Origin of the sequence: Streptomyces sp. NPDC053560, from assembly GCF_044544605.1 — a bacterium.
Taxonomy (GTDB): domain Bacteria; phylum Actinomycetota; class Actinomycetes; order Streptomycetales; family Streptomycetaceae; genus Streptomyces.
Genome location: NZ_JBITXI010000003.1, coordinates 73,245 through 98,586 on the forward strand (window position 1 = coordinate 73,245; position 25,342 = coordinate 98,586).

A 25,342-nucleotide genomic window follows, 5' to 3' on the forward strand; every position below is an offset into this window, starting at 1 on the left:
TGAAGCGTACCGTAGGTTCAAGCCGCACGGTCTGAAACATACGGTTCGAATAGAACGGTCCGGGCGTGCGGTTGCGTGCATCGCTCAATCGCGCCTCGGGGGAGAGGGAAGACCATGGATCTGGGCACGGTCATGCGCTGGACGGCCGAGCGCTACCCGCAGCGCCGGGCGGTCGGCGGCAGGGCCCCGATGACGTACCGGGAATGGGACGCCCACACCAACCGGCTGGCGCGGGCCCTGGCCGAGCTCGGCGTCCGCCCCGGCGGGCGGGTGGTGCTCTCGATGGCCGGTGGCGAGCCGCTGGCCAGCCTGCACCTGGCCATCCAGAAGCTGGGTGCCGTCTCGGTGCCGCTGTCCTTCCGCTTCAGCGCCTCCGAGCTCCAGTACTGCCTCTCCGATGCCGAGCCCGCGCTGGTGATCAGCGACGCGTCGACCGCCGCCGTCGCCGAAGAGGCACTGAGCGGCATGGACTCCCTGCCGTGGATCCTCTCCGGTGACCCGGCCGATGCGACGATCGAGCGCCTCGCGGCCGGTCTGCCGGACGGCCCGCTCGACGTCCGGGTGTCCGAGCAGGACACCAGCGTCATGCTCTACACCTCGGGCACCACCGGCAGACCCAAGGGCGTGCCGCGGACGCACCGAGCCGAGCACCACGCCGCGGTCGCCCATCTACTGCAGAGCGGACAGTCACCCTTCGACGTGACGCTCGGCGTGATGCCGCTGTTCCACACCATGGGGCTGCGCACGCTCATCGCCACCCTCGTCGGTGCGGGCACATGGACTCCGCAGGTGCGCTTCGACGCGGACGAGACACTCGCGCTCATCACCGAAGAGCACATCAGCTGCCTCTACCTCGTACCGACGATCTACTGGTCGCTGGTGCGCACCGGCCGCCTCGCGGAAGCCACGTCCGTGCGCAAACTGGCCTACGCAGGCTCGTCGATGACCCCGGCGCTGGTGGAGCAACTGACGGAGACACTTCAGCCGAAGTCCTTCGTCAACCACTTCGGCAGCACCGAGATCTACACCTTCACCGTGGGGCCCGACGTCATCGCCAAGCCCGGGTGCGCGGGCCGGGCCGGTGTCTTCTCCCGGGTCCGCCTGGTCGAACCGGTCCCGGACGCCGGCCCCGACGCGCTGGTCGGCCCCGGCGAGCAGGGGCAGATCGCCATCTCCCTGCAGAGTCCGGAGGCATTCGCCGGCTACTGGCACCGCCCCGACGCAGACGCCAAGTCGATCCGCGACGGCTGGTACTTCCCCGGAGACCTCGCCACCGCCGACGAGGACGGGGACCTGTGGGTCGCCGGTCGCGTCGACGACATGATCAATTCCGGTGGCGAGAACATCTATCCGGACGAGATCGAGGACAGGCTGATCCGCTGTCCGGCAGTCAGTGAGGTCGTCGTGGTCGGGCTGTCCGACGACCGGTGGGGACAGGCCGCCACCGCGTTCTTCGTTCCCGTCGAAGACATGGCCCCCCACCAGGCGTTGGCGGTACTTGACTCCTACGTACGCGAGCGCTCCGGACTGCCCTCCCTCAAGCGCCCCAAACGACTCATCGCCGTGGCCGAGCTCCCCAAGTCGGGAGCGGGCAAGATCCTCCGCCGTGGGCTGGATTCCGGTGACTACCACGCGCTGGCCGACAGCGCCGCAGCGGCAGACAGGTGACGCACATGACAACGACCTTCGAACGGCCGGCCCGGCCGACCGCACGGATCGAGGACCCTGCGCTGCTCACGGGCCGTGGCCGCTTCCTCGACGACATCGACCCCCTGCCCGGCACGCTCACCGCCGCGGTGGTGCGCAGCCCGCATCCGCACGCCCGCATCCGCGGTGTCGATCTTGAGCGGGCGCGACGGCACCCCGGTGTCGCCGCCGTGATCGGACCCGAGGAGGTCCTCGCCGCGCTGAAGCCCTTCCCGCTCTCGCTCAAGACGCCCATGCCGTATTACCCGACGGGCACCGACAAGGTCCGGTTCGTCGGTGAGCCGGTGGCGGTCGTGGTGGCCGCAGACCGGTATCTCGCGGAGGATGCCGCCGAGCTCGTCGAGATCGATTACGAACCGTTGCCGCCGGTGGTCGACGTCGAGAAGACCCTCCTGCCCGAGGCCCCGCGGCTGCACGACGGAGCCGACAGCAATGTAGCGACCGACCGGACCTTCGCCTTCGGTGACGTGGACGCCGTCTTCGCCGCCGCCGACCACATCGTGAAGGGCAAGTACAGCTTCCCGCGGTACTCCTCGACCCCGATGGAGTGCTACTCGGTCATCGCCGAGTGGCAGGACGAGGTCGACGGGCCCGCCGTCCAGGCCTGGGCGAACTTCCACGGTCCGTTCTCCATGGTGCCGGTACTGGCGGGGGCACTCGGCGTGCCCGCCTCGCGGGTTCGGCTGATGATCCCGGCCGACAACGGCGGCAGCTTCGGGATCAAGGCCGGCATCTACCCCTACGTGGCGCTGATGGCGCTGGCCAGCAAGTACGCCGGCCGGCCAGTGCGCTGGACCGAGGACCGTATCGAGCACTTGCTCGCCAGCTCCGCCGGTTCCGACCGCGTCATGTGGTTCGAGGCCGCGGTCTCCGCCGAGGGCTCGGTGCAGGGGCTGCGCGCGGACCTGGTGGACAACGTCGGCGCCTATCTGCGCCCGCCGGAGCCCAGCACGCTGTATCGCTGCTTCGGCAACATCACCGGCGCATACAAGATCGACGCCGTGCAGATCCGCTCCCGCGCCGTGGTCACCAACAAGACACCGACCGGCCTCAACCGCGGATTCGGCGGCCAGCAGCTCTACTTCGGCCTGGAACGGCTCATGGACAAGATCGCCGGAGTATGCGGGCTCGACCCGGCCGAGCTGCGACAGCGCAACTTCGTACAGCGCGAGGACTTCCCGTACGCCACCCCCACCGGCGGCATCTACGACTCCGGCGATTACCAGCGCGTGATGGACATGCTGCTGAAGAACGCCGACTACCAGGCGCTGCGGGAAAAGCAGCGGGAGGCGCGCGAGCGCGGCGAGTACTTCGGCATCGGCATCGCCACGATCGTCGACCCGTCGGCCACCAACATCGGCTACGTGGGCCTGGCCACCCCGGCCGAGCAACGAAAGGCGGGGCGCGGCAAGTCCGGCTCCACCGAGCACGTGCGCATCAGCGTCGACCTCAACGGCATCGTGTCGGTGCTGCTGGGCACTGTGCCGCAGGGGCAAGGCCATGCCACCGTCGCCCAGGACGTCGTCGCCGAACAGCTCGGACTGCCGCGGGAACAGGTGCGGCCGGTGGTCGAGATGGACACCGCCACCACACCGTGGACGGTGACCTCCGGAAGCTACTCCTCCCGGTTCGCGCCGCTGCTGACCAGTGCTCTGGTCGAGGCCAGTGAGAAGCTGGCCGAGACGATCAAGGTCGCCGGCGCCACTCTGCTCGGTGCCGACCCTGCCGACGTCGAACTCGGCCAGGGCCAGGTCCGGCTCCGTGCCGAACCCGAGCGGGCGGTCCCCTTCCGGCACGCGGCCGGACTGGTCCACTGGGACCCCGGTGCGCTGCCCGAGGGCACTCCCGCGCGCCTGTACGAGGAGGCCGCCTTCACTCCCCCGCAGTCGAAGGCAGCCAGCAGGACCGACCAGATCAACTCCAGCCTGTGCTACGGGTTCGTCGCCGAACTGGTCGGCGTGCGCATCGACGCCGCGACCCGGCAGCTCGAGCTCGACCAGGTGGTGACGGTCCACGACCCGGGCACGATCCTCAACCATCAGCTGCTCGAAGGCCAGGTTCACGGCGCGCTCGCGCACGCCATCGGCGGCGCGATGTTCGAGGAAATGCGCTACACCGACGCCGGGCAGCCCACCGCGACGTTCATGGACTACCTCTGTCCCACCACTGCGGAGACGCAGTACGAGCTCAACAGCGACCACCTGGAGACTCCCTCGCCGCTCACGCGCCTCGGCGCGAAGGGCTGCGGTGAAGGCAGCAGCATGAGCCTGCCCGTCGCGATCGCCAATGCGGTCGCCGACGCCCTCGCCCCGGCCGGCGTGGACATCACCACCCTCCCGCTGCACGGCAACGTGCTCAACGAGCTGCTCAACGGCAGCGACAGCGAAAGGACCCTGTGACCATGGCACTCACCGGAGGCGAAATCAGGCTGGACCGCGGCCATGAGGGACGCGTCGCCTACCTGACCCTCGACCACGGCAAGTTCAACATCATCACCATGGAGACCCGCCAGGTGATGGCCGACCGCTTCGCCGAGATCGACGCCGACAAGGACATCCAGGTGGTGGTCATCCAGGCCGCCGGCGAGCACTTCTCCTCGGGCGGTGACATCCCCGGCTTCATGGAGGTGGAGCCGGTCGACTTCACCGACCTCGGCCAGAACATCACCGCGCCGGCCCGCAGCCCCAAGCCGGTCATCACGGCCGTCGACGGCTACTGCTTCGGCGTCGGCCTCGAACTCGCCCTCTCCACCGACATCCGCATCGCCACCGAGCGCAGCGAGTTCGCGCTGCCGGAGATGCGGCTGGGAATGATCCCCGGATCCGGCGGCACCCAGCGCCTCGCCCGGCTCATCGGCCTCTCCCGCGCCAAGTACCACGTCATGACAGCGTCCCGCATCAACGCCCAGCAGGCCGGCGACTGGGGCCTGGTCGCGAACGTCGTCCAGGACCGTGCGGCGCTCGATGCCGAGGTCGAGCGGATCGTCAGCGCACTGCTCGGCTTCTCGCCACTGGCCGCCCGCACCGCCAAGGAAGTCCTCGACAAGGGCGTCGACGCGCCGCTGTACTCCGGCATCGAGCTGGAACGCAAGGCGTACTCCATGCTGCGCTCCAGCCACGACTTCGCCGAGGGCGTCACCGCGTTCCTCGAAAAGCGCGCCCCGAAGTTCCAGGGCCGGTGAGCTGAACCATGAAAGCCGCACCGTTCGCCTACGTTCGTCCGTCGAGTCTGGCCGACGCGATCGCCGAACTGGCGGAAACCAGCGGGGGCGGCAAGGTCATCGCGGGTGGGCAGTCGCTGGCCCCTGTGCTGGCCATGCGACTCGCCCGCCCCGACACCCTGGTCGACATCAACTCCATTGAGGAACTCGACGAGCTGACCCGCTCCGAGCAGCACCTGCACATCGGCGCCACCGTACGGCAGCGCCGCGTCGAGCGGGACCCGCTCAGCAAAAGCGTCCCGCTGCTGCGCCTGGCCCTGCCCTGGGTAGGGCACCGGGAGCTGCGCAGCCGGGGCACCGTCTGCGGCAGCCTCGCCCACGCCGACCCGGCGGCCGAGCTCCCGGCCGTGGCCTGCTGTCTCGACGCCGAATTGACACTGACCGGGCCCAACGGCCCCCGGCAGGTTCTCGCCCGGGAGTTCTACGGCGGGGCGATGACCACCGCGCTGGGCCCCGAGGAGATCCTCACCGCTGTGCGGCTGCCGGTCGCCGTCGCGGACGAGGGCTTCGGATTCGCCGAGATCGCACGCCGGCACGGCGACTTCGCCCTTGCGGGCGTCGCCACGCGGGTGCGCCTGCGCGGTGGCCGCCCGGAGGCGACGATGACCGCGTTCGGCGTGTCCGACAAGGCGGTCACCCGCGACGTCTCCGAGCAGCTCACCGCGGCGGTCACGGGCATGGGCGACGCGCCGGCGGACCAGCTCGGGAAGCAGCTCTCCGCCGTCGTCGAGGAGATGGTCGACACCGACGGTGACGCCCACGCGTCCAGGGACTACCGGCGCCGACTGCTCCGCACCCTGGCCGCCAGGGAACTGTGCAAGGCATACGAGCGGGCCCGTAAGAACTCCGGCGAGGTAAGCGCATGACCATCAACGAAGCAGCAGCACGTACCGAGGCGGCGCCCCCCGCCCCGCCCCGGCCGGTGAAAGCGGGGGCGGACGACACGATCGAAGTGCGCATGACCGTCAACGGGACACCTACCGTTCTCCAGCTGCCCGCGCGGGTCACCCTCTCCGACGCGCTGCGCGACCATCTGGGTCTCACCGGCACGCATGTGGGCTGCGAGCACGGCGTCTGCGGCATGTGCACCGTGCTGGTCAACGGCGAGGCGGCCCGGGCCTGCCTGCTGTTCGCCGTACAGCTCGACGGGGCGGACATCGTCACCGTCGAAGGACTGGGGCGGCCCGACGACCTGCATCCACTGCAGGAGGCGTTCGGACGCAACCACGCGTTGCAGTGCGGATTCTGTACCCCGGGCTTCCTGATGAGCTCCTACGACCTGCTGGCGAACAAGCCGGAGGTCACGGAGGAGGAGCTGCCGGAGGAGCTTTCGGGCGTCATCTGCCGGTGCACCGGATACCGGAACATCCTCACCGCGGTGGGAGAGGCCCACCGTGCGCACCCCGAGGGAATTCCCGCCCCGGGCAACTGCGGGCGCCGGGCGCTCGTCGGCCGCTCCGGGCAGGGCGGCAACGCCTCCGAGGGCCAGGAGGACAACGCCGGCACGGCCGCGTCCCTGACCAAGGACATCGTGCTGCCCAGCGGTGACCCCACCATCGCGGTCGAGATCACGACCGGGATCGAGGTGTCCGAGGAGAAGATCTGGCGCGTCCTGGACGACATCCACCTGCTGGCCCGCTGCCTGCCCGGTGCCGAGCTCACCGACGACCTCGGCGACAACCGCTACGCGGGCCGCGCCCGGGTGTCGGTGGGACCGATCAAGCTGGCGTTCCACGGCCTCGCGCACATCGTCGAGCATGACCGCGCCGCCGGCCTGCTGCGGGTGCTCGCCCAGGGACAGGACACCGGCGGAGCGCAGACCCAGGCGGACATCACGCTCCGCACGGAGCCCACGCAGACCGGCACCGCGATGCACGCCGACGCCAAGGTCTACCTCACCGGCCGCATCGCTCAGTTCGGCCGCGCCCTTGCCGGTGACGTCAGCCGCCGCATGTTCGAGCAGTTCGCCGACGCCGTCGCCGAAGCGGCAGCCTCCGGCCAGGCGCCGTCCGGCCCGGTGAAGGCCCCCAGCGCCATGAGCCTGGTCCTCGCGCCGCTGCTCGATCGTCTCAAGCAGCTCGTACGTGTCGGAAAGCGCCGGGGATGAACCGCCATGCGTGAGGTGATGCCGCAGCTCCGCGGATGGATGGCCGAGGGCAGCGCCTTCGCCCTGGCCACGGTGGTCGGCGCCCGGGGCAGCGCCCCGCGCGACCCGGGCGCGGTCATGGCCGTCAGCGCGTCAGGAGAGGCGGTGGGCAGCGTCTCGGGCGGCTGCGTCGAGGGCGCGGTGTACGAGGCGGCCACCGAGGTGCTGCAGACGGGGTTGCCACGACGCGAGAGGTACGGCGTCAGTGACGAGGACGCCTTCTCCGTCGGCCTGACCTGCGGCGGCGTCATCGACATCCTGATCCGGCCGGTTGTTCCCGCTTCGTCGCTCCCTCAGGTGCTCACCTCGATCGAGCGGGAGCAACCGGTCGCCGTCGCCACCGTCACCGGCGGACGGGCTCCCCTGGGGGCCCAGCTGACCGTCTGGCAGGACCGGACGCTGGGCTCCCTGGGCGAGGACCGGCTCGACGCCGCGGTGCGCGACGACGCACGCGGGCTGCTGGCACAAGGCATCACCGCCACCGAGCACTACGGCCCGTACGGGGAACGCCGTATGGACCAGGTCGCGGTGTTCATCCAGTCCTTCGCTCCGCCACCGAGCATGCTCATCTACGGGGCGAACGCCTTCGCCGCCGCGCTCAGCGGCACGGCCGCACGTCTGGGGTACCGCGTGACCGTGTGCGACGCACGGCCCGTGTTCACCACGGCCGCACGTTTCCCGGAGGCGCACGAGGTGGTGTGCGCCTGGCCTCACGACCATCTCTCCCGCACCGACGTCAACGAACGCACCGTCATCTGCGTGCTCACCCACGACCCCAAGTTCGACGTCCCCGTGCTGACGGCCGCGCTGCGCACCCCGGCGGCGTACATCGGCGTCATGGGCAGCCGCCGCACCCACAGCGACCGCACCGCGCGACTGCGGGCGCAGGGCGTCACCGACGCCGACATCGCCCGCCTCGCCTCTCCCATCGGCCTCGACCTCGGTGCCCGGACACCGGAGGAGACGGCCGTGTCCATAGTCGCGGAGGTCATCCAGCGGCGCTGGGGCGGCACCGGCCTCCCGCTCAGTGGCCTCACGGCCGACATCCATGCGCCCGGGGCAGCACCGACGGCGGCGCCGGCACGGCCTCAAGCCTCCCGGCCGGTCGAGGCCGCCCACCACAACCGATAACCGTCAGGCGCTGAACATGGAGTTGCACCAGCTTCGTTACGTACTCACCATCGCCAAAGCGGGCAGCTTCACCCGCGCGGCCGAAGAGCTCTTCCTCGCCCAGCCCTCGCTGTCGGTCCAGGTACGCAAGCTGGAGAAGGAACTGGGCGTCGCGCTGTTCCACCGACTCGGCCGACGCGTTGAACTGACGGCAGCCGGTGAGGCCTTCCTGGAGCACGTCGAGCCCGCGCTTTTCCATCTCGAACAGGCCCGTACGCAGGCGGCCGCGATACGCTCCCTGGACCGCGGCCGCGTCACGATCGGCGTACTGCCCAGTGTCGGCGCCACGCTGCTCCCCGACCTGCTGGCCGAATACCGGGCCGCGCACCCCCGCATCGAAGTGCTGCTCACCGAGCACAACGTGTCCGGCGAGTTCGAACGCATGGTGCACACCGGGATGCTGGACCTGGCGATAAGCCGCGCGCCCCTGGCACGGCCCGGTGTCACGGGGCGCATCCTGGTACGCGAGCCGATGGTCGCGATGCTGCCCCCCGAGCACCGCCTCGCAGACCGGCCCGCCCTCGACCTGGCCCAGCTGGCGGGGGACGACTACGTCGGCATGCACCGCGGGTACGGGCTGCGCGAGCTGATGGACATGGTCTGCCTCCAGGCGGGCTTCAGTCCCCGGGTGACCGTCGAGACCGGCCAGCTCTCCGTCCTGTGCGGAATGGTGCGCAGCGGGGTGGGGGTGTCCGTGGTGCCGCGTCTCGCCTCCGCCGGCTACGCCACGGCGATACCCCTCGATGATCCCGTGGCCCGGCGGGAGCTGGGTGTGATCTGGCGCAAGGGCAGCCCTCTCACCCCCGCCGCGAGTGCGTTCCTCGATCTTCTCGTCGCTGCGTTCGAGGGTGACCGCGACAGCGGTGACGAAGCCTGAAGGCAAGGCGCCAGCTGCCCGTATAGGCGCTGACTACCGCATGACTAGGCAGTTGCGCATCGCTCATCGCGCGAAGGCGCCCCTTAATACCAGTACTGAGCCGCACAAGGAGATGGGCAATGTCCGCACCCCGCATCACGGGACCTTCTCGCAGAGCCACGTTCTACGCCGCCTTTGCCTCTGTCGCCGGCTGGGCGTTCGATCTCTTCGATCTGTTCATCCTTCTCTTCGTCGCCGGCACCGTCGGCGAGCTCCTCTTCCCCGCCTCCAGCCCGACGCTGAGCCTGGCTGCCGTGTATGCCTCGTTCGCCGTCAGCGTGCTGCTGCGTCCCGCCGGGGCGGCGATCTTCGGCGGGATCGCCGACCGCCACGGCCGCAAGAAGACGATGGTGATCGTCCTCGCCGGCGTGGGCCTGTGCACCGCGGCCATGGGCGCGGTGCCCACCTACGCCACCGCCGGGGTGTGGGCGCCTGTCGTGTTCCTCATCCTCCGGTTTTTTCAGGGAATCTTCGTCGGGGGCGTGGTCGCCGCGACCCACACCCTGGGCACCGAGAGCGTCGGCCCGCGTTGGCGCGGTTTGATGTCCGGCCTGATCGGCGGCGGCGGAGCGGGACTCGGCGCCGCGATAGCAAGCGGGTTGTTCATCGTCGTCAGCCAGATCTTCCCCGGCGAGCAGTTCGACGTCTGGGGCTGGCGCGTCATGTTCTTCGCCGGCCTGGCCGCCGCGATCCTCTCCTACTTCGTGCTGCGCGGCGTCGAGGAATCACCGCTGTGGAAGGCTCAGCAGCAGGCGCAGAAGGAGGGGGCGCCGCAGCCCAAGCCGCGGATGAGCGACCTCGTGCGCGACGGCCGGGGCGGGCTGTTCGCCCTGAACATCCTGCTCGTCGCCGGCGCCGGATCGCAGTACTACCTGACCTCCGGATACCTGCCGACCTTGCTCGACCAGATCACCGGCGTGCACAAGAGCTCCCAGGGCGTGATCCTGCTCGTCTCCAGCCTCGGCGTGGTCGTCGCGACCATCGCCGCCGGTGAACTGAGCGAGCGCATCGGCCGCCGCCGCTCGATGCTGCTGATGGGTGGCTTCAACCTCATCGCCCTCCCGCTGCTCGTCTGGCTCCTGACCAGCACCGAGCCGGCGAAGACCGGGCTGATCACGGTGTACGCGACGGCGCTGGCGTTCTTCGCCAACGCGGCGTACGCACCGGTTCTGGTGTTCCTCAACGAGCGCTACCCCACGGCGCTGCGCTCGCGCGGCACGGCCGTCTGCTGGAACACCGGGTTCATGATCGGCGGATTGATGCCGACCTTCGTGAACCTGGCCAGCCCCGGCCTTGCCGATGTGCCCGGCCGGCTCATGATCTGCCTGATCGTTGTCGTGGTCGCGTTCCTCATCGCCAACGCGATCAGCCCGGAGACCCGCGGAGCCATGGAAAGCGAGCAGCTCCCGCACCCGATGACCGAGCCCGCGAAGGCCTGACCACAGGAGTGCGCCATGACAGAGCAGACCGACCCGCATGGCCCGGCCTACGACCCCCACGCGCGCGACCTCTCGCCCGAACGCGCGTATGAACTGTATGAGGGCCTGCGCGCGCAGTGCCCCGTCGCCCGCGGTGAGAAGCACGGCGGCTACTGGACGCTCTCCCGCTACGAGGACGTGCGCGCGGCCGCCATGGACCACGGCACCTACTCCTCCACCGGCGGCGTCTACGTCCCCGCCGTGTCGGACAATCGTTTCCCACCCATCGACTACGACCCGCCGGAGCACGAGAAGTTCCGCAAGCTGATCGCCCCGCTCACCAGCGCGGCCGCGGCCCGGCGGATGGAGCCGCAGATCCAGGCCACGGTGGACCGGCTCATCGCGGCATTCCACGGCTCCGGCGAGGCCGAGCTGGTCGAGGGCCTGGCCCTGCCGCTGCCGCTCGACGTGATCACGCAGCTCTACGACCTCGGCCCGCGACAGGCGGACGAGATCCGCGAGTACTCCCTGGACTTCCTGGAGCACGCCTCCGACGAACAGGGCCGGAAGGTCATCGACCGGGTGTGCGCCTACTGGGTCCGGCTCTTCGAGCAGCGCCGCAAGGAACCGGGCAACGACTTCATCTCGCAGCTGCTGACCATCAACGACGAGCTCGGCGTGAACGACGGGACGCTCGCCAACATGATGTTCATCCTGACCTACGCCGGGCACGATTCGACGGCACTCGGGCTGAGCAACGTGCTGCTCCACCTCGCCGAGCACCCCCAGGCCCAGCAGCGGCTCATCGACGAACCGAAGCTCATTCCCACGGCGATCGACGAGATCCTGCGCTACGAGACCCCACTGCACTGGTTCCCCCGGCAACTGACCGCAGACGCGTGCGTGGCCGGACAGCAGATGTCCGCGGGCGACCGCGTGATCCTGCTGTTCGCCTCGGCCAACCGCGACGCGAGGGTCTTCGAGAACCCGGACGAGGTGGTCATCGACCGCAAGCCCAACAAGCACCTCGCCTTTGGCGCCGGCATCCACAGCTGCCCGGGGATGCCGCTGGCGAAGGCCGAGATCCGCATCGCGGTCCAAACGCTGCTCGAGAGGATCCCGGGCTTCCGGATCAACGGCGAAGTCGAGCGCACCGCTCCACTGGAAGGCGGCGGCCGGCACCTTGGCGTCCGACGGCTCCCGGTGACCTGGTGACAGGTGCCAAAAGGAGTGGGTGACGTGATGACAGGTGACGTAGCGATGGGTGACGCGCCGACGAAGGGAAGCCACGCCATGAAGATCACGGTGGACACCGACAAGTGCTGCGGGTACGGCGACTGCGAACTGGCCGCCCCGGAGCTGTTCCAACTGGGCGAGGACGGGGTCGCGCGGGTGATATCCAAGGCCGAGCCCGGCGAGGCACGGGCGCGCGAAGCCGCCGGCGCATGCCCGGTCGCCGCCATCGACGTCGACCCGGCGTCGTGAAGCGCGTCCTGGTCGTCGGTGCGTCGCTGGCCGGCCTGTGCACCGCGGAAGCGCTGCGCCGAAACGGCTACGACGGCTCCCTCACCCTCATCGGTGACGAGCAGGCACTGCCCTACGACCGCCCGCCGCTGTCCAAGCAACTGCTGAGCGGGGACTGGGCGCCGGAGCGGACCGCGTTGCGCAGTGACGAGGCACTGGCCGCTCTGGAGGTGGAGTTCCTCCTCGGCGAGCGGGCCCGCGCCCTCGACCCCGTGGCGAAGACGGTCGAGCTGTCCGGGGGATCATCTCTGCCGTACGACGCGCTGGTCGTCGCGACGGGTGCGAGGCCCCGCTCTCTGCCCGGTCTGCGCGGGCTGGAGAGCATACACACCCTGCGCACGCTCGGGGATGCGCTCGCCCTCCGTGACGCGCTCGCGAAGCGGCCGCGCGTGGTGATCGTCGGCGGCGGCTTCGTGGGCGCCGAGGTGGCCGCGGAGGCACGCCGGCGCGATCTGTCGGTCACCCTTGTTGAGGCGTCCCCGGTACCGCTGTCCCGGGGACTCGGCGAGCGGATGGGCGAGGCGTGCACGCGGCTGCACGTCCGCAACGGCGTCCGCGTCCTGTGCGGACGCGCCGTGGCCGGCTTTGACGGGGACACCGCCGTCGAGCGGGTGCGGCTGGAAGACGGCAGCACCATCGGCGCCGACCTGGTCGTGGTGGGCATCGGCGCGACACCCGCCGTCGGCTGGCTGGCCGATTCCGGAATCCGCCTGGACGACGGCGTGCTGTGCGACGCGTACTGCCGGGCCTCGGCGCCGGACGTGTACGCCGCGGGCGACGTCGCCCGCTGGTTCCACCCCGGCTACGGCCGGCATGTCCGGCTGGAGCACTGGACCAATGCCAGGGAACAGGCCGCGGTCGTGGCCCGTAACCTGCTCGACCCCGGCTCCCCGGTGAAGTACACGCCCGTGCCCTACGTCTGGTCCGACCAGTACGGGACGCGCATCCAGATGACCGGACGCAGCAGTGGCGACGTCCGCATCGTGCACGAAGGGGAGGACCAGGAGAGCCTGCTCGCCCTGTATCGCGACGGCGACCGCTTCGAAGGCGCTCTCGCGATCAACTCCGCACGGCGGCTCCTGGACTGCCGCCGCCTGCTCGCCCGCGGTGCCGACTGGCATGAGGCGCTCGCCACCGCCGCGTGACGGACCTCGCTCTCGTGTCCAGAGGTGTGAACCGTCCCTGACCGGGCGACGGGCACGACTTACTCAAGGATCAGGAACCTCCATGACTTCAGCGACTCTGCAGGATCGTGTCGTACTGCTGACCGGCGCGACGGGCGACATCGGTACCGCCTACACGCGCGCGCTCACCGCGGCGGGGGCCAACGTGATCGCCGCGGACCTGCCCCAGTGTGCCGAGGACGGCAAGCGGCTCGCCGAGCAGGCCACCGCACAAGGGCCGGGCACCGCGGTCTTCACGCCGTGCGACATCACCGACGACAACGACGTGAACACGGTCGTGGGGCAGGCGACCGACCGGTTCGGGGGCCTGGACGCGGTGGTGAACAACGCCGCCGTCTACCGGACACTCGGCCCCAAGCGCCCCCTTACGGAGTTGACCGCACAGGACTGGGACACCGTGCTGCGGGTCAACGTACGCGGCACCTGGCAGGTCATCCGGGCCGCCGTCCCCGCCCTGCGGGAGCGCGGTGGCGGACGGATCGTCAACATCGCCTCGGTGGTCACGCGCACCGGCGCGGCCGGCTTCGCCCACTACGTCGCCTCCAAGGCGGCCGTGGAGGGACTGACCAGGGCCGCGGCCAGGGAGCTCGGGCAGTACGGCATCGGCGTCAACGCCGTCTCGCCGGGGCTCGTCGACGACGCCGCCTCCCGCGCCATCAACGATCCCGACTACCTCGGCAGAATGCAGCAGACCCGGTGCCTGCCACGCGAGATGACACCGGACGACCTGGTCGGCGCGGTGCTGTGGCTGGCGAGCCCCGCCAGCGGTTTCGTCAGCGGGCAGACGGTGGTCGTCGACGGCGGCGGAGTGTTCGTATGACGGCCACGGCAGAACGCCGCACCTGGGGCGTCCCGCAGGACGCCCGTCCGGCCGATCCGACCACCCTGCGGCCACTGCAGGAGACCCCCGCGACCACACCCGACCGGCTCGCCGAGGCCGCCGCGGCCGCCGCGGCGGCCCAGCGCGGGAACTGGCCCGTGGACACCCGCCGGCGCCAGGCGCTGCTGTGGCGGTGGGCGGACGTGCTCGGCGAGCACACCGAGGAGCTCGTCCAGGCGCTGGTGACGGAGAGCGGCAAGCCGATCCGGGAGGCCCGCCTCGAAGTGGCCGGGGCGGTCGAAGCACTCCGCTACAACGCCGGGCTCGCCCGTTCGATCGGTGGTCGGGCCGGCACGCTGCCCGACGGGTCCGAAGCCCACCTGGTGCGCGAACCGGTCGGCGTGACCGCGTTCATCGTGCCGTGGAACTGGCCGCTGCTGCTGCTGTTCCGCGACCTGGCCCCGGCGCTCGCCGCGGGCGTGACCGCACTGGTGAAGCCCGCCCCGCAGACCACGCTGGTCACCTGGCGGGCGCTGGAACTGGGCCGCACGGCAGGAATCGGCGACGACGTCGTGCAGCTCGTGGTGGGCGACGGCCTCGTCGGGGACGCCCTGGTCACCCATCCGCTGGTCCGGGCCGTTGCCTTCACCGGCTCCACCGCGATCGGGGCCGCGATCCGCAGCGCGGCGGCCCCGGACATGACCCGCACCCTGCTGGAACTGGGCGGCAAGGCGAGCATGGTGGTGTTCGCCGACGCCGACGTCGAGAAGGCGGCCGAGACCGCGGCCCGGGCCTCGGTGATCACCAGCGGGCAGATGTGCATGGCGTGCACCCGGCTCCTGGTACAGCGCCCGGTCTTCGAGCGCGCGCGTGACCGGGTGGTCGACGTCCTGCGCTCGCTCCGGCTCGGCGATCCCGCCGCCGAAGAAACGGACATGGGCCCGCTCATCTCCGCTGGCGCGCTCGACCGCTTCACCGGTTATGTGGATCTCGCACGGTCCACCGCGACCCTGCTGACCGGAGGGGAGCGCATCAGCCCCGACGGGCTGCCGGGACACTTCGTGACCCCCGCCGCGGTGGCCGGCGTCGCGGTGGACTCGCCTCTCGTACAGGAGGACATCTTCGGCCCCCTGATCACCCTCGAACCCTTCGACGACGAGGACGGCGCGATCGAAGCGGCGAACGCCACTTCGTACGGGCTCGCCGCCTCGGTGTGGAGCGGCGAAGGCTCACGCGCCTGGCGCGTCGCGCGGTCGCTGCGGGTGGGGACGGTCTGGGTGGGCGGCTACAACCGCTCGTACCCGGAGATGCCCAGCGGCGGCTACGGTTCCTCCGGCCTCGGCCGGACCCGCGGTGTCGAAGGACTGGAACAGTTCACCGAGCTCAAGCACGTCCACTTCGCACTGCCCGAGGAGGAGTGATGGCCACGACCTGGCCGAAACAGCCCGATCTGCGGGGCTGGCTGGCGCTGCTGGAGGAACGTGGCGAGCTGCGCAGGGTGAGCAGTGAGATCGACGCGGACCAGGACGTGGCCGCCGTACTGGAGCATGCCGACGGCCGCTACGCGGTGGCCTTCGACGCGGTGCGCGGCGCGAGGTACCCGCTCGTCGGCAACACGATGCCCTCACGCGGGCACTTCGCCCTGGCGCTGGGCTGCCCGGAGGAGGAGGTGGTCGACCGGCTCGCCGACGCCGTACGCACCCCGCGCCCGTATTCGGTGATCGCGTCGGCTGAAGCGCCGGTGACCGCCCGGCACGATACGCAGGGCGACCTGCTCGGGGACCTTCCGCTGCCGGTGCAGCACGAACGCGACGCAGGCCGGTACTTCACCTCGGCGCTGATCGTGGCGCGCGATCCGCGCACCGGCAAGGCGAACCTGTCGATCAACCGGCTACAGGTCACCGGGGACCGCGAGGCGCGCGCCCTCATGCTGCCGGGCAGGCTCCGGTCGATCTTCGCCGAGCACGAGGCGGCGGGGGAAGACCTGCCCGTCGCGCTCTGCGTGGGCGTCGATCCGCTGCTGACGCTGGCCTCGCAGTCGCCCGCGGCGGCCGACCTCGACGACCTGGAGGTCGCGAGCGCCCTGCATCCCGAGCGGCTGAACGTCACCTACGTGGAGGGGTTGGAGGTACCGGTGCCCGCCCGCGCGGAGATGGTACTCGTCGGCACTTTCCGCGCGGGCCGGCGCGCGGACGAAGGGCCGTTCGGGGAGTACCCGCGCACCTACGGTCCGGGCGGGCCCGCCCCGGTGCTGGAGCTGTCCTCGCGCTGGTCACGGGAGAGCGCTTTTCTGCAGACGATTCTCTCCGGCGGTCGGGAGCACTTCTGGCTGGGCGGGCTGCCGCGCGAGGCGCGCCTGTTGCGGGCGCTGCGGGCCGCGGGGATCGACGTGGCGGCCGTGCGGCTCACCGAGGGCGGGTCGTGCCGGATGCACGCGGTGATCTCCCTGCGCTCCCGTGGCGGGGGCACGGCGCGGCATGCCGCGATGGCGACGTTCGCGGCGGTGACGACGGTGAAGCTCGCGGTGATCGTCGACGACGACGTGGACGTGTTCGACGACGAGCAGGTCGAGTGGGCGATCGCGACCCGGATGCAGGCCGACCGCGACCTGTTCGTGGTGGAGCGCACCACCGGCAGCAGCCTGGATCCCTCGGCACACGGCGGGACGACGGCGAAGCTCGGGATGGACGCGACCGTACCGGCCGGGGCCCGCGAGAAGTTCGCCCGCATCCGCTCCACGTCCTCTTCCTTGCACCCCTACCTCGCCGAACTGGAGGGCTGATCATGGACGGGGACGGTTTCCCACCACGGGTGATCGTGGGGGTCTCCGGAGCGTCCGGAGCGATGTATGCGGTCCGCGCCTTGGAGCTGCTCTCCCAATTGGGTGTGGAGACCCATCTGGTCCTCACCAAGGCGGCCAGGGCGACGCTGACCCAGGAGACCGACCTGACCGTGGCCGACGTGCGGGCGCGCGCCGACCACCTGCATGCCGAGCATGACCTGGGCGCGGCGATTTCGAGCGGCTCGTTCCCGGTGGACGGGATGCTGGTGGCGCCGTGCAGCGTGAAGACGCTGTCCGGCATAGCCAACGGCTACGACGACAATCTGCTGGTGCGCGCCGCCGACGTCACCTTGAAGGAACGCCGCCCGCTCGTCCTGCTGTTGCGCGAGACTCCCCTGCATGCCGGGCACCTGCGGCTGATGACGCAGGCGACGGAGGCGGGCGCGACCATCATGCCGCCGGTGCCCGCCTTTTACACCCGCCCCACCTCGCTCGACGAAGTGGTCACCCAGACGGTCGGCCGGGCACTCGACCACCTGCGCCTGCCTCACCCGGTGACGGTGCGGTGGGGTCGGGAGCACAGGAGCCGGAAGGTCTCTGAGGTTCGGCGCGAGCGTCTTCGCTGATCGCGTCGGGCCTTTGGCCGTACGGGCGGTGACCGTGCAGCACGGTGGGCGGTACATGGTGCCCCCGTGTGCGGTGTGGCCTGTGCGTGCCGACCCTCCCGTCACCTGTCCGACCTGCGCGTACTCGTCGACGACGAGGCGCAGGTGCCGCTCTTGGTGGCCGGTTCGTCCACCACGGGTGCCGGCTTTCCCCTTGACGCCGCCGCATGCCAGAACCTGGGGCTGACGTGGCAGGGCCCCTGGTGCGGGCCCGCGGCCGTTTCTGCAAAGGGGATGTCGATCGCCGCGCTGACTTGCTGCACGCCCGGGTCCCGGGACCGGTCCGACGCGCCGGGCGTGGACCGGTCCGCGTGGTCTTCAGGGGAGTTTGTGGGCGAGGACGTCGAGTTGCTCGACGGAAGGGGGGTGGGCGAACAGTTCGCCGGCTCGTTCCGTCAGGGCGCTGCCCAGGCGGCCGGCGAGGTGGGCCCGTCGTGCGTCGTCGTGGGGGAAGGCGTCGAAGATGGCGAAGGTGGACGGGCTCAGGCGCACGGCGAACCAGGCGACGGTGCCGGGCTCCTCCTGCACGATGGCCAGGCCCGAGCGCAGGAAGGCGGCTACCTCTTCCTCCTTGCCGGGCAGGGCCTCGACCTGTACGTGCAGCGCGACGTTGATGTCGGTCATGCGGGGGCTTCTTTCCAAGGTCTGTGCTGCATTGCGCCACCGCGGTGGCGCCGGACGGGCGTGGACATTCCCCTCGCCTCCTCGTCCTTCTCCTACTCTCATCTCGTCGCCCGCTAAGCGTCAGGCGAGCCAAGCGGACTCCTTCGGGCGGGTGCGCGGGGAGCTGTCGGTGCCGCCGGGCGCGGCCGTGTGGCCCAGGTAGCGGTGCGCGAAGTGGATGCTCATCGCGCCTTCGCCGACCGCGGAGGCCACGCGCTTCACCGAGCCGCTGCGGACGTCGCCGGCCGCGAAGACACCCGGCAGGCTGGTCTCCAGCGTCAGACAGTCACGGCCCTGGCTCTGCCACAGTTCGGGAACGGAGCAGGCCTGCGCCTCCGCACCGGTGAGCACGTAGCCGCGCGTGTCGAGGGCGAGCGCGCCGGACAGCCAATCGGTGTGAGGTTCTGCGCCGGTGAAGACGAACAGGGCACGCACCGCGAGCCGGCGGTGCTCGCCCGTGCGGTGGTCGACCACCGTAACCGCCTCCAGCGTCTTGTCGCCGAGTGCCTCGGTCACCTCGGTGTGCAGCAGCACGCGCACCCGCGGGTGGCGCTCGATCTGATCGATCAGGTAGCGGGACATGTGCGCCTCAAGGCTCGGCCCCCGGACGAGCAGATACACCTGCGGCGCGTACCCGGCCAGGAAGAGCACGGCCTGGCCCGCGGAATTGCCGCCGCCGACCACGGCCACCGGATCGCTACGGCACTGCTCGGCCTCGTAGAGGGTCGCCGAGTAGTGGACGCTCATGCCCTCCAACGGCTCGATGCCGGGCACATGGAGGCGGCGGTAGCGTGCGCCGGTGGCCAGGACGACGGTACGGGCGGTGATCTCACTGCCGTCGGCGAACCCAACGGCATAGTGGCCGTCTCGGCGTTCGAGTCGGGCCGCCTCCGCAGGGACGCTGATCCGGGCGCCGAATTTTTCCGCCTGGAGCACGGCGCGCTCGGTGAGTTCGGCGCCGGAGATGCCGGAAGGGAAGCCGAGCAGATTCTCGATGCGGGATGACGTCCCGGCCTGGCCGCCGGTGGCCAGCACCTCGACCACGGTCGTGCCGAGACCCTCCGAGGCCGCGTTCACGGCGGCGGCGAGACCGGCCGGACCGGAGCCGACAATGAGGAGATCGCCGCGGCCGTTGCCCGATTCCAGCGGCGGCAGTCCGATGAACCTGGCCAGTTCGGCGTTGCTCGGATTCCGCAGCAGGGTCGTGTCCCGCCAGATCACCAGCGGTGTCTGCTCCGGACCGACCGCGAAGCGCCGCAGCAGTGCCTCGGCCTCCTCGTCCGTCTCCAGATCGATCCAACGGTAGGGCAGCCGGTTGCGGGCGGCGAACTCGCGCAGCCGCCGGGTGTCGGGCGAATAGCGCGAGCCGATGATGCGGAAACCGGCGCCCTGCCCTACGAGCAGAGCCCGGCGGCCCAGACAGGCGCGCAGCACCACATCACCGAGCGTGGAGTCCCGGGTCACCAGGTCACGCAGCTGGTTCATGGACAGGGCGAGAACCTCACCGGGGTCCCTGACCAGGGCGGTGTAAAAGGCCACCTGTCCGTTCAGGAGGCCGAGTTCGCCGATGAAGCGGCCAGGGCCGTGCACACGCAGCAGGCGTTCATCGGGCGTGTCGTAGCCCTCGATGATGGCGACCGAGCCACTGAGGACGACGTAGAACGTCTCGCACCGATCCCCCTCCCGGATCAGCACGTCACCTGCCTCGACCGGGCGCCGTCGGCCATGCTGCGCCAGGTAGGCCATCTGGTCGTCCGACAGGCGGGGATAGGCGCCGTAGATGTCGGGCGTCTCGAGGGGGACGGCCTCCTCCGCCTCGTCCGGCAAGGGCGCTGCGCCCGGCCGCGTCCCGTCGCCGGGCATCACACGATCGCCTCGTGGACGAAGCACCACCGCCAGTCCTCACCGGGCTCCAGCGATGCCACGATCGGATGGCCGTCGGCGGCGGCGTGCCGGCGGGCGTGCCGGTTCGGCGAGGAATCGCAGCAGCCGACGTGGCCGCAGGTCAGACAGAGCCTGAGGTGGACCCAGGGGGAACCTGTGGCCAGGCACTCCTCGCACCCCTGGGTGCGCGGGGTGACAGGGCGTACGAGGGCGAGGTGGGGGTCGGTTCGTACGGTCATGGCCGTCATCCTTTCCCGGCCGGTTCGCCGCCGGCGATCGACTGCTCCACCCACTGCCGCAGGGCGGGGGCAGGTGCGGCACCCGACTGCCGGGCGATGGTCTGTCCTTTGTCGAGGACCAAGAGCGTCGGTACCGCCTGGACCTCGAACCGCCGCGCCAGGCGCGGGTGCTTGTCGATATCGATCTTGACCAGCTTGATCTTTCCCGCGAGATCGGCGGCGACCTTCTCCAGGGCGGGACTCACCATGCGGCAGGGGCCGCACCAGGTGGCCCACAGGTCGACGACGACGGGCAGGGTGGCCTGCTCGACGACCTCGGTGAAGTCGTCGTCGCCCGCGTCGGTAATCCATGGCAGAGGCTGCTTGCAGTTGCCGCACCTGGGGTGGCCCTCGGCGGCCACGGGCACCCGGTTGGTGCGCCCGCAGTGCGGACAGGTGACGTTGGTGGCTTGCACCGCGCTCATGCCGTGCTCGCCTCCCTCACATCCTCGGGCTGGTCGTAGGTGACCACCAGTTCTCCGTGCTGGGCGTCGACGCGGACCTTCGCGCCGTCCTGAACGTCACCGCGCAGCAGGGCGCGCCCGACGAGTGTTTCGACCTCGTGGGAGATGTAACGCCGCAGCGGCCGAGCCCCGTACACAGGGTCGTAGCCCTGGCTGGCTATCAACACACGTGCCTCGTCGGAGAGTTCGACGGTGATGCGGCGTTCGGCGAGGCGGCGCCGCAGTTCGTCGAACTGAAGCTCCACGATCCGCTCGATCTGCCGCTCACCGAGCGGCTTGAACAGCACGATGTCGTCGACGCGGTTGAGGAACTCCGGACGGAAGTGCCCGCGCAGCTCGCCCATCACCAGGGCGCGTGCGTCGGGCTTGATCTCGCCCTCGGCGGTGACGCCGTCGAGGAGGTGCTCGGAGCCGATGTTGGACGTCATGATGATCACCGTGTTGCGGAAGTCGACGGTGCGGCCCTGGGCATCGGTGATGCGGCCGTCGTCGAGGATCTGCAGCAGGGTGTTGAAGACATCGGTGTGCGCCTTCTCGATCTCGTCGAACAGCACGACCGAGTACGGCTTACGGCGTACGGCCTCGGTGAGCTGGCCGCCTTCCTCGTAGCCGACGTATCCGGGCGGGGCTCCCATGAGCCGGCTGACGGTGTGCCGCTCCTGGTACTCACTCATGTCGAGGCGGACCATGTTCTCCTCGGAGTCGAACAGGGCCCGGGCGAGGGTCTTGGCCAGTTCGGTCTTCCCTACGCCGGTGGGGCCGAGGAAGATGAACGAGCCGATGGGGCGGCGAGGGTCGCGGATGCCGGAGCGGGCGCGGATGATGGCGTCGGCGACGAGCTTGACGGCCTCGTCCTGGCCGATGACGCGCTCGCGCAGGATCTCGTCGAGGCGCAGCAGTTTCTCGCGTTCGCCCTCCTGGAGGCGGGCGACGGGGATGCCGGTCCAGGCGGCGACGATCTCGGCGATCTCCTCCTCGGTGACGACCTCGCGCAGCAGCCGGTTCTGCCCTTGTTTGGAGGCCAGTTGCTCCTCCTCCGCGGCGAGTCGGCGCTCCAGGTCCCGGAGGCGGCCGTAGCGGAGTTCGGCGGCGCGGTTGAGATCGTAGGCACGTTCGGCCTCCTCCGCCTCGTGGCGGACCTGCTCCAGCTCCTGGCGCAGCTCCTGCACGCGGCGGATCGCCTGCCGTTCGGCCTCCCACTGGGCGCGTTTGGCGTCGGCCTCGCCGCGCAGGTCGGCCAGTTCCTTGCGCAGCTCCTCCAGGCGGGCTTTGCTGGCGGGGTCGGTCTCCTTGGACAGGGCCGCTTCCTCGATCTCCAGGCGGGTCACCCGGCGGGTGATCTCGTCGAGTTCGGCGGGCATGGAGTCGATCTCGGTACGCAGTCGGGCACAGGCCTCGTCGACGAGGTCGATGGCCTTGTCGGGCAGGAACCGGTCGGTGATGTAGCGGTGGGAGAGCGTCGCCGCCGCGACCAGCGAGGTGTCCTGGATCTTCACACCGTGGAAGACCTCCAGGCGTTCACGCAGTCCGCGCAGGATGGAGATGGTGTCCTCCACGCTCGGCTCGTCGACCAGGACCTGCTGGAAGCGGCGTTCGAGGGCGGCGTCCTTCTCGATGTGCTGCCGGTACTCGTCCAGGGTGGTCGCGCCGATCATGTGCAGTTCGCCGCGCGCCAGCATGGGCTTGAGCATGTTGCCCGCGTCCATGGCGCCCTCGGCGGCGCCCGCGCCGACGACCGTGTGCAACTCGTCGACGAAGAGCAGGATGCGTCCTTCGGCGGCCTTGACCTCGGACAGCACGGCCTTGAGGCGTTCTTCGAACTCGCCGCGGTACTTGGCGCCGGCGACCAGCGAGCCCATGTCGAGGGCGAACACGATTTTGTCGCGGAGTCCTTCGGGCACGTCGCCGCGGACGACGCGCTGGGCGAGACCCTCGACGATGGCGGTCTTGCCGACGCCGGGGTCGCCGATGAGGACGGGGTTGTTCTTGGACTTGCGGCTGAGGATCTGGGTGACGCGGCGGATCTCGGCGTCCCGGCCGATGACCGGGTCGAGCCGCCCGGCCTTGGCCTCGGCGACGAGATCGCGGCCGTACTTCTCCAGAGCCTCGTACGCCACTTCGGGGTTGGCGGAGGTGACGCGCTGGTTGCCGCGGACCTGAGTGAGCGCGCCGAGGAAGGAGTCCCGGGTCACGGCGTGCTCCTTCAGCAGCCGCCCGGCGGCGGTCGCCGAGCCTTCCTCGGCCAGCGCCAGCAGCAGGTGCTCCACGGACACGTACTCGTCCTTGAGGCGTTTGGCCTCCCGCTCGGCCGAGTCCAGCAGCCGCGCCAGGCGCTGGGTGACGAAGACCTGGCCCGGCGCCGCGCCCGGGCCGGTCACCTTGGGCCGACGGGAGAGGTCCCCGCGTACGGCCGCGCGCAACTCCTCGGGCTCGGCGCCCGCCTGCTGCAGCAGCCGCGGGATCAGGCCCTCCTCCTGGTCGAGGAGGGCGAGCAGCAGATGTTCGCCGTCGACCTCGGTGTGCCCCATGCTGCCGGCGGCGCTCTGGGCCTCCTGCAGGGCTTCCTGGGACTTCTGGGTCAGCTTGTTCATGTCCATGGTGGTAGATCACTCCTCATGCCTGCACGCCGCAGCGCGGCTTCGAGCAAGCTGATGCGATCGAGCAGGTCGAGCACCAGACCGATGGATGCGTAGTTCAAGCACAGCCCGGTGCGCAGCCGCTGGACACGGGCCAGGGCGGCTGGGGCCGTGGAGGCGAACACCAGCCGCCCGGAGGCGTCATGGCCGGCGTCCACCAGCCCGAGGGCGACGAACCGACGGATCAGGTCGGGATGGAGACCTGAGCGGCGGGCCACGGTCTCCAGGGAGAGCCTGGAGACGGGCACGATCGCGTACTGCACGCCCACCTCGGTCGTGCGTGCGTGTGACGGGCGGGCCTCGGCCGGTCGGTCGGTCATCAGGTCCTCCTGGGATCGAACGTGGAGACGGCGGCAAGTTCCTCCAGCAGCTCGCGCTCCCGGTCGCTCAACCGGTGCGGCACCATGATCCTCAACTCCGCGTACAGGTCTCCGTTCGCGCCGTTCGGGCTTGGCATGCCCTCACCGCGCAGCCGCAGACGCCGTCCGCTGGAGGACCCGGCGGGCACGGTCACCTTCGCCGTGGCACCGCTCGGCGTGGGCACCGGCACGGTCGCACCCAGCGCCGCCTCCCACGGAGTGACCGGAAGCCTCACGTGGACGTCCCTGCCGTCGAGGCGGAACTCACGGTGCGGCTGGATCCGCACTCTCAGGAACAGGTCCCCGGCGGGAGCGCCGTCACCGCTCCCCCGCCCGCCCTCTCCGGCCAGCCGGATGCGCTGCCCATCGGTGGTGCCGGGCGGCACGTCGACCTGGTAACGCCGCTGCCCGGCCGGCCCGGCGAGGGTGACCGTACGGCGACCGCCCCGATAGGCCTCCTCGACGGTGAGCGGCAGTTCGGCCTCCTGGTCGGCACCGGGCACGCGCATCCGCCCGGCGCCGCCGAACAGCGAGCCGAACAGGTCCTCGACGTCGACCTCCTCGCCGTCGAAGCCTGCCGTGGAGTACCGCACCCGGGGGCCGCCGCCGGTGTTCCATCGGAAGCCGGTGCCGGCCCCGCCGCCGGCCCCGGCGCCGGCGGCAACGCGCTCCTCCCAGTCGTCCGGGATCTTCCGGAAGTCCTCGCCGAAGCGGTCGTACTTGGCTCGCTGCTCCGGATCGGACAGGACGCTGAAGGCCTCATTGACCTCCTTGAACCGCTCCTCCGCCTCGGGGTCCTTGTTGACGTCGGGGTGGTACCTGCGGGCCAGGGTGCGGTAGGCCCGCTGGATCTCGTCCCGGTCGGCGGTGCGCGGAACGCCGAGCACCTCGTAGAAGTCGCGTGCCATGGCCGGTCACTCCCGCTTGGCGACGGTCACGGCGGCAGGCCGCAGCTGCCGCTCGGCCTCGCCGTAACCGGGTCGCAGCACCTGGACCACGGTGTTCGGCTCGGCGTCGGGATCCTGGACCACGCCGACAACTTCGTGCCGGGCCGGGTCGAACGACACACCCCTCTCCGCGTGGCGCGAGTAGCCCAGCCGCTCCAGGACGTTCACGGCCTGGTCATGCACGGCCTGAACACCTTCGACAATCGCACCGGGGTCGGCGGCCGCGTGGCTCAGGGCAAGTTCCAGGTTGTCGATGACGGGCAGGAAGGCCGCAGCCGTACGGGCGCGTTCGACCGCGGCCTCCCGCTCCAGCTCCTTGGCGTGGCGTTTGCGCAGGTTGTCGAGGTCGGCCAGGGCGCGGCGCCAGCGGTCCTCGGCCTCTCGCAGCGCGGCCTCGTAGCCGTCGTCAGGTGCGGCGGTGCCGGTTGCTGCATCGGGTCCCGGCTCGGCCTCCTCCGTCGGCGATCCAGGCTGCGTGAGTTCCTCGCGCGGCGGCCGTACGGCGCCTTCCGGCGGCGGGTCGGGCTCTCGGCCCTGCGGTGGGGTGGGCATGGCACGC

At 70.6% G+C, this 25,342-nt stretch carries 23 protein-coding genes; 15 read left to right on the plus strand and 8 right to left on the minus strand.

Features of this window, described 5'->3' with window-relative positions:
• Positions 1-114: 114 nt before the first annotated feature.
• The 15 genes from ACIGQF_RS07110 to ACIGQF_RS07180 all read left to right on the plus strand — a co-directional run bounded on the left by ACIGQF_RS07110 (position 115) and on the right by ACIGQF_RS07180 (position 17,513).
• On the plus strand, positions 115-1,668 hold the full coding sequence (locus ACIGQF_RS07110; protein WP_399706586.1) for a class I adenylate-forming enzyme family protein: 1,554 nt from the start codon (positions 115-117) through the stop codon (positions 1,666-1,668).
• A 5-nt stretch (positions 1,669-1,673) separates the two neighbouring features.
• Positions 1,674-4,106 carry a xanthine dehydrogenase family protein molybdopterin-binding subunit gene (locus tag ACIGQF_RS07115; RefSeq protein ID WP_399706591.1) on the plus strand — a complete coding sequence of 811 codons (2,433 nt, stop codon included), beginning with the start codon at positions 1,674-1,676 and terminating at the stop codon, positions 4,104-4,106.
• A gap of 2 nt (positions 4,107-4,108) precedes the next feature.
• Entirely contained in the window at positions 4,109-4,888 is a 780-nt protein-coding gene (locus ACIGQF_RS07120; RefSeq protein ID WP_399706592.1) for an enoyl-CoA hydratase/isomerase family protein, read from the plus strand.
• A gap of 8 nt (positions 4,889-4,896) precedes the next feature.
• Complete coding sequence (locus ACIGQF_RS07125) at positions 4,897-5,793, plus strand: FAD binding domain-containing protein (RefSeq protein ID WP_399706594.1); 897 nt, start codon at positions 4,897-4,899, stop codon at positions 5,791-5,793.
• A complete protein-coding gene (locus ACIGQF_RS07130; RefSeq protein ID WP_399706596.1) occupies positions 5,790-7,034 on the plus strand; it encodes a 2Fe-2S iron-sulfur cluster-binding protein in 1,245 nt (414 codons plus the stop codon). Before ACIGQF_RS07125 ends, ACIGQF_RS07130 begins: the two co-directional genes overlap by 4 nt.
• Positions 7,035-7,040: 6 nt before the next feature.
• Positions 7,041-8,204 carry an XdhC family protein gene (locus ACIGQF_RS07135; RefSeq protein WP_399706597.1) on the plus strand — a complete coding sequence of 388 codons (1,164 nt, stop codon included), beginning with the start codon at positions 7,041-7,043 and terminating at the stop codon, positions 8,202-8,204.
• A 16-nt stretch (positions 8,205-8,220) separates the two neighbouring features.
• Positions 8,221-9,120 carry a LysR family transcriptional regulator gene (locus tag ACIGQF_RS07140; RefSeq protein ID WP_399706599.1) on the plus strand — a complete coding sequence of 300 codons (900 nt, stop codon included), beginning with the start codon at positions 8,221-8,223 and terminating at the stop codon, positions 9,118-9,120.
• Positions 9,121-9,239: 119 nt separating this feature from the next.
• Positions 9,240-10,598: an MFS transporter gene (locus tag ACIGQF_RS07145; protein WP_399706601.1), complete on the plus strand. Its 1,359-nt coding sequence runs from the start codon at positions 9,240-9,242 to the stop codon at positions 10,596-10,598.
• A gap of 15 nt (positions 10,599-10,613) precedes the next feature.
• Positions 10,614-11,792, plus strand: coding sequence for a cytochrome P450 (locus ACIGQF_RS07150; RefSeq protein ID WP_399706604.1), 1,179 nt, complete (start codon positions 10,614-10,616; stop codon positions 11,790-11,792).
• Positions 11,793-11,819: 27 nt separating this feature from the next.
• On the plus strand, positions 11,820-12,062 hold the full coding sequence (locus ACIGQF_RS07155; RefSeq protein ID WP_399706606.1) for a ferredoxin: 243 nt from the start codon (positions 11,820-11,822) through the stop codon (positions 12,060-12,062).
• Positions 12,059-13,246, plus strand: coding sequence for an NAD(P)/FAD-dependent oxidoreductase (locus ACIGQF_RS07160; protein WP_399706607.1), 1,188 nt, complete (start codon positions 12,059-12,061; stop codon positions 13,244-13,246). Before ACIGQF_RS07155 ends, ACIGQF_RS07160 begins: the two co-directional genes overlap by 4 nt.
• Positions 13,247-13,328: 82 nt before the next feature.
• Positions 13,329-14,105, plus strand: a complete 777-nt coding sequence (locus ACIGQF_RS07165; protein ID WP_399706610.1) for an SDR family NAD(P)-dependent oxidoreductase — start codon at positions 13,329-13,331, stop codon at positions 14,103-14,105.
• Positions 14,102-15,526, plus strand: a complete 1,425-nt coding sequence (locus ACIGQF_RS07170; protein WP_399706614.1) for an aldehyde dehydrogenase family protein — start codon at positions 14,102-14,104, stop codon at positions 15,524-15,526. The genes ACIGQF_RS07165 and ACIGQF_RS07170 overlap by 4 nt, the downstream gene beginning before the upstream one ends.
• On the plus strand, positions 15,526-16,887 hold the full coding sequence (locus ACIGQF_RS07175; RefSeq protein WP_399706617.1) for a UbiD family decarboxylase: 1,362 nt from the start codon (positions 15,526-15,528) through the stop codon (positions 16,885-16,887). The genes ACIGQF_RS07170 and ACIGQF_RS07175 overlap by 1 nt, the downstream gene beginning before the upstream one ends.
• Positions 16,888-16,889: 2 nt before the next feature.
• On the plus strand, positions 16,890-17,513 hold the full coding sequence (locus ACIGQF_RS07180; protein ID WP_399706620.1) for a UbiX family flavin prenyltransferase: 624 nt from the start codon (positions 16,890-16,892) through the stop codon (positions 17,511-17,513).
• A 357-nt stretch (positions 17,514-17,870) separates the two neighbouring features.
• Here the strand turns inward: ACIGQF_RS07180 and ACIGQF_RS07185 are convergent, their stop codons facing one another.
• From ACIGQF_RS07185 to grpE, 8 genes are all read right to left on the minus strand, one after another.
• Positions 17,871-18,176, minus strand: coding sequence for a putative quinol monooxygenase (locus ACIGQF_RS07185; protein ID WP_399706622.1), 306 nt, complete (start codon positions 18,174-18,176; stop codon positions 17,871-17,873).
• A 120-nt stretch (positions 18,177-18,296) separates the two neighbouring features.
• Positions 18,297-20,078 carry an FAD-dependent oxidoreductase gene (locus ACIGQF_RS07190; RefSeq protein ID WP_399706624.1) on the minus strand — a complete coding sequence of 594 codons (1,782 nt, stop codon included), beginning with the start codon at positions 20,076-20,078 and terminating at the stop codon, positions 18,297-18,299.
• Positions 20,078-20,338 carry a UBP-type zinc finger domain-containing protein gene (locus ACIGQF_RS07195; RefSeq protein WP_399706627.1) on the minus strand — a complete coding sequence of 87 codons (261 nt, stop codon included), beginning with the start codon at positions 20,336-20,338 and terminating at the stop codon, positions 20,078-20,080. Before ACIGQF_RS07195 ends, ACIGQF_RS07190 begins: the two co-directional genes overlap by 1 nt.
• Before the next feature lie 5 nt (positions 20,339-20,343).
• A complete protein-coding gene (gene trxA, locus ACIGQF_RS07200; protein WP_399706630.1) occupies positions 20,344-20,802 on the minus strand; it encodes a thioredoxin in 459 nt (152 codons plus the stop codon).
• Positions 20,799-23,438, minus strand: coding sequence for an ATP-dependent chaperone ClpB (clpB, locus tag ACIGQF_RS07205; protein WP_399706633.1), 2,640 nt, complete (start codon positions 23,436-23,438; stop codon positions 20,799-20,801). Before clpB ends, trxA begins: the two co-directional genes overlap by 4 nt.
• Entirely contained in the window at positions 23,429-23,797 is a 369-nt protein-coding gene (locus ACIGQF_RS07210) for a chaperone modulator CbpM (protein WP_399706636.1), read from the minus strand. The genes clpB and ACIGQF_RS07210 overlap by 10 nt, the downstream gene beginning before the upstream one ends.
• Positions 23,797-24,744: a DnaJ C-terminal domain-containing protein gene (locus tag ACIGQF_RS07215; RefSeq protein ID WP_399706638.1), complete on the minus strand. Its 948-nt coding sequence runs from the start codon at positions 24,742-24,744 to the stop codon at positions 23,797-23,799. Before ACIGQF_RS07215 ends, ACIGQF_RS07210 begins: the two co-directional genes overlap by 1 nt.
• A 6-nt stretch (positions 24,745-24,750) precedes the next feature.
• The gene (gene grpE, locus ACIGQF_RS07220) at positions 24,751-25,335 is read right to left on the minus strand and encodes a nucleotide exchange factor GrpE (RefSeq protein ID WP_399706640.1); all 585 of its coding nucleotides are present in this window, start codon (positions 25,333-25,335) and stop codon (positions 24,751-24,753) included.
• Positions 25,336-25,342: the final 7 nt, after the last annotated feature.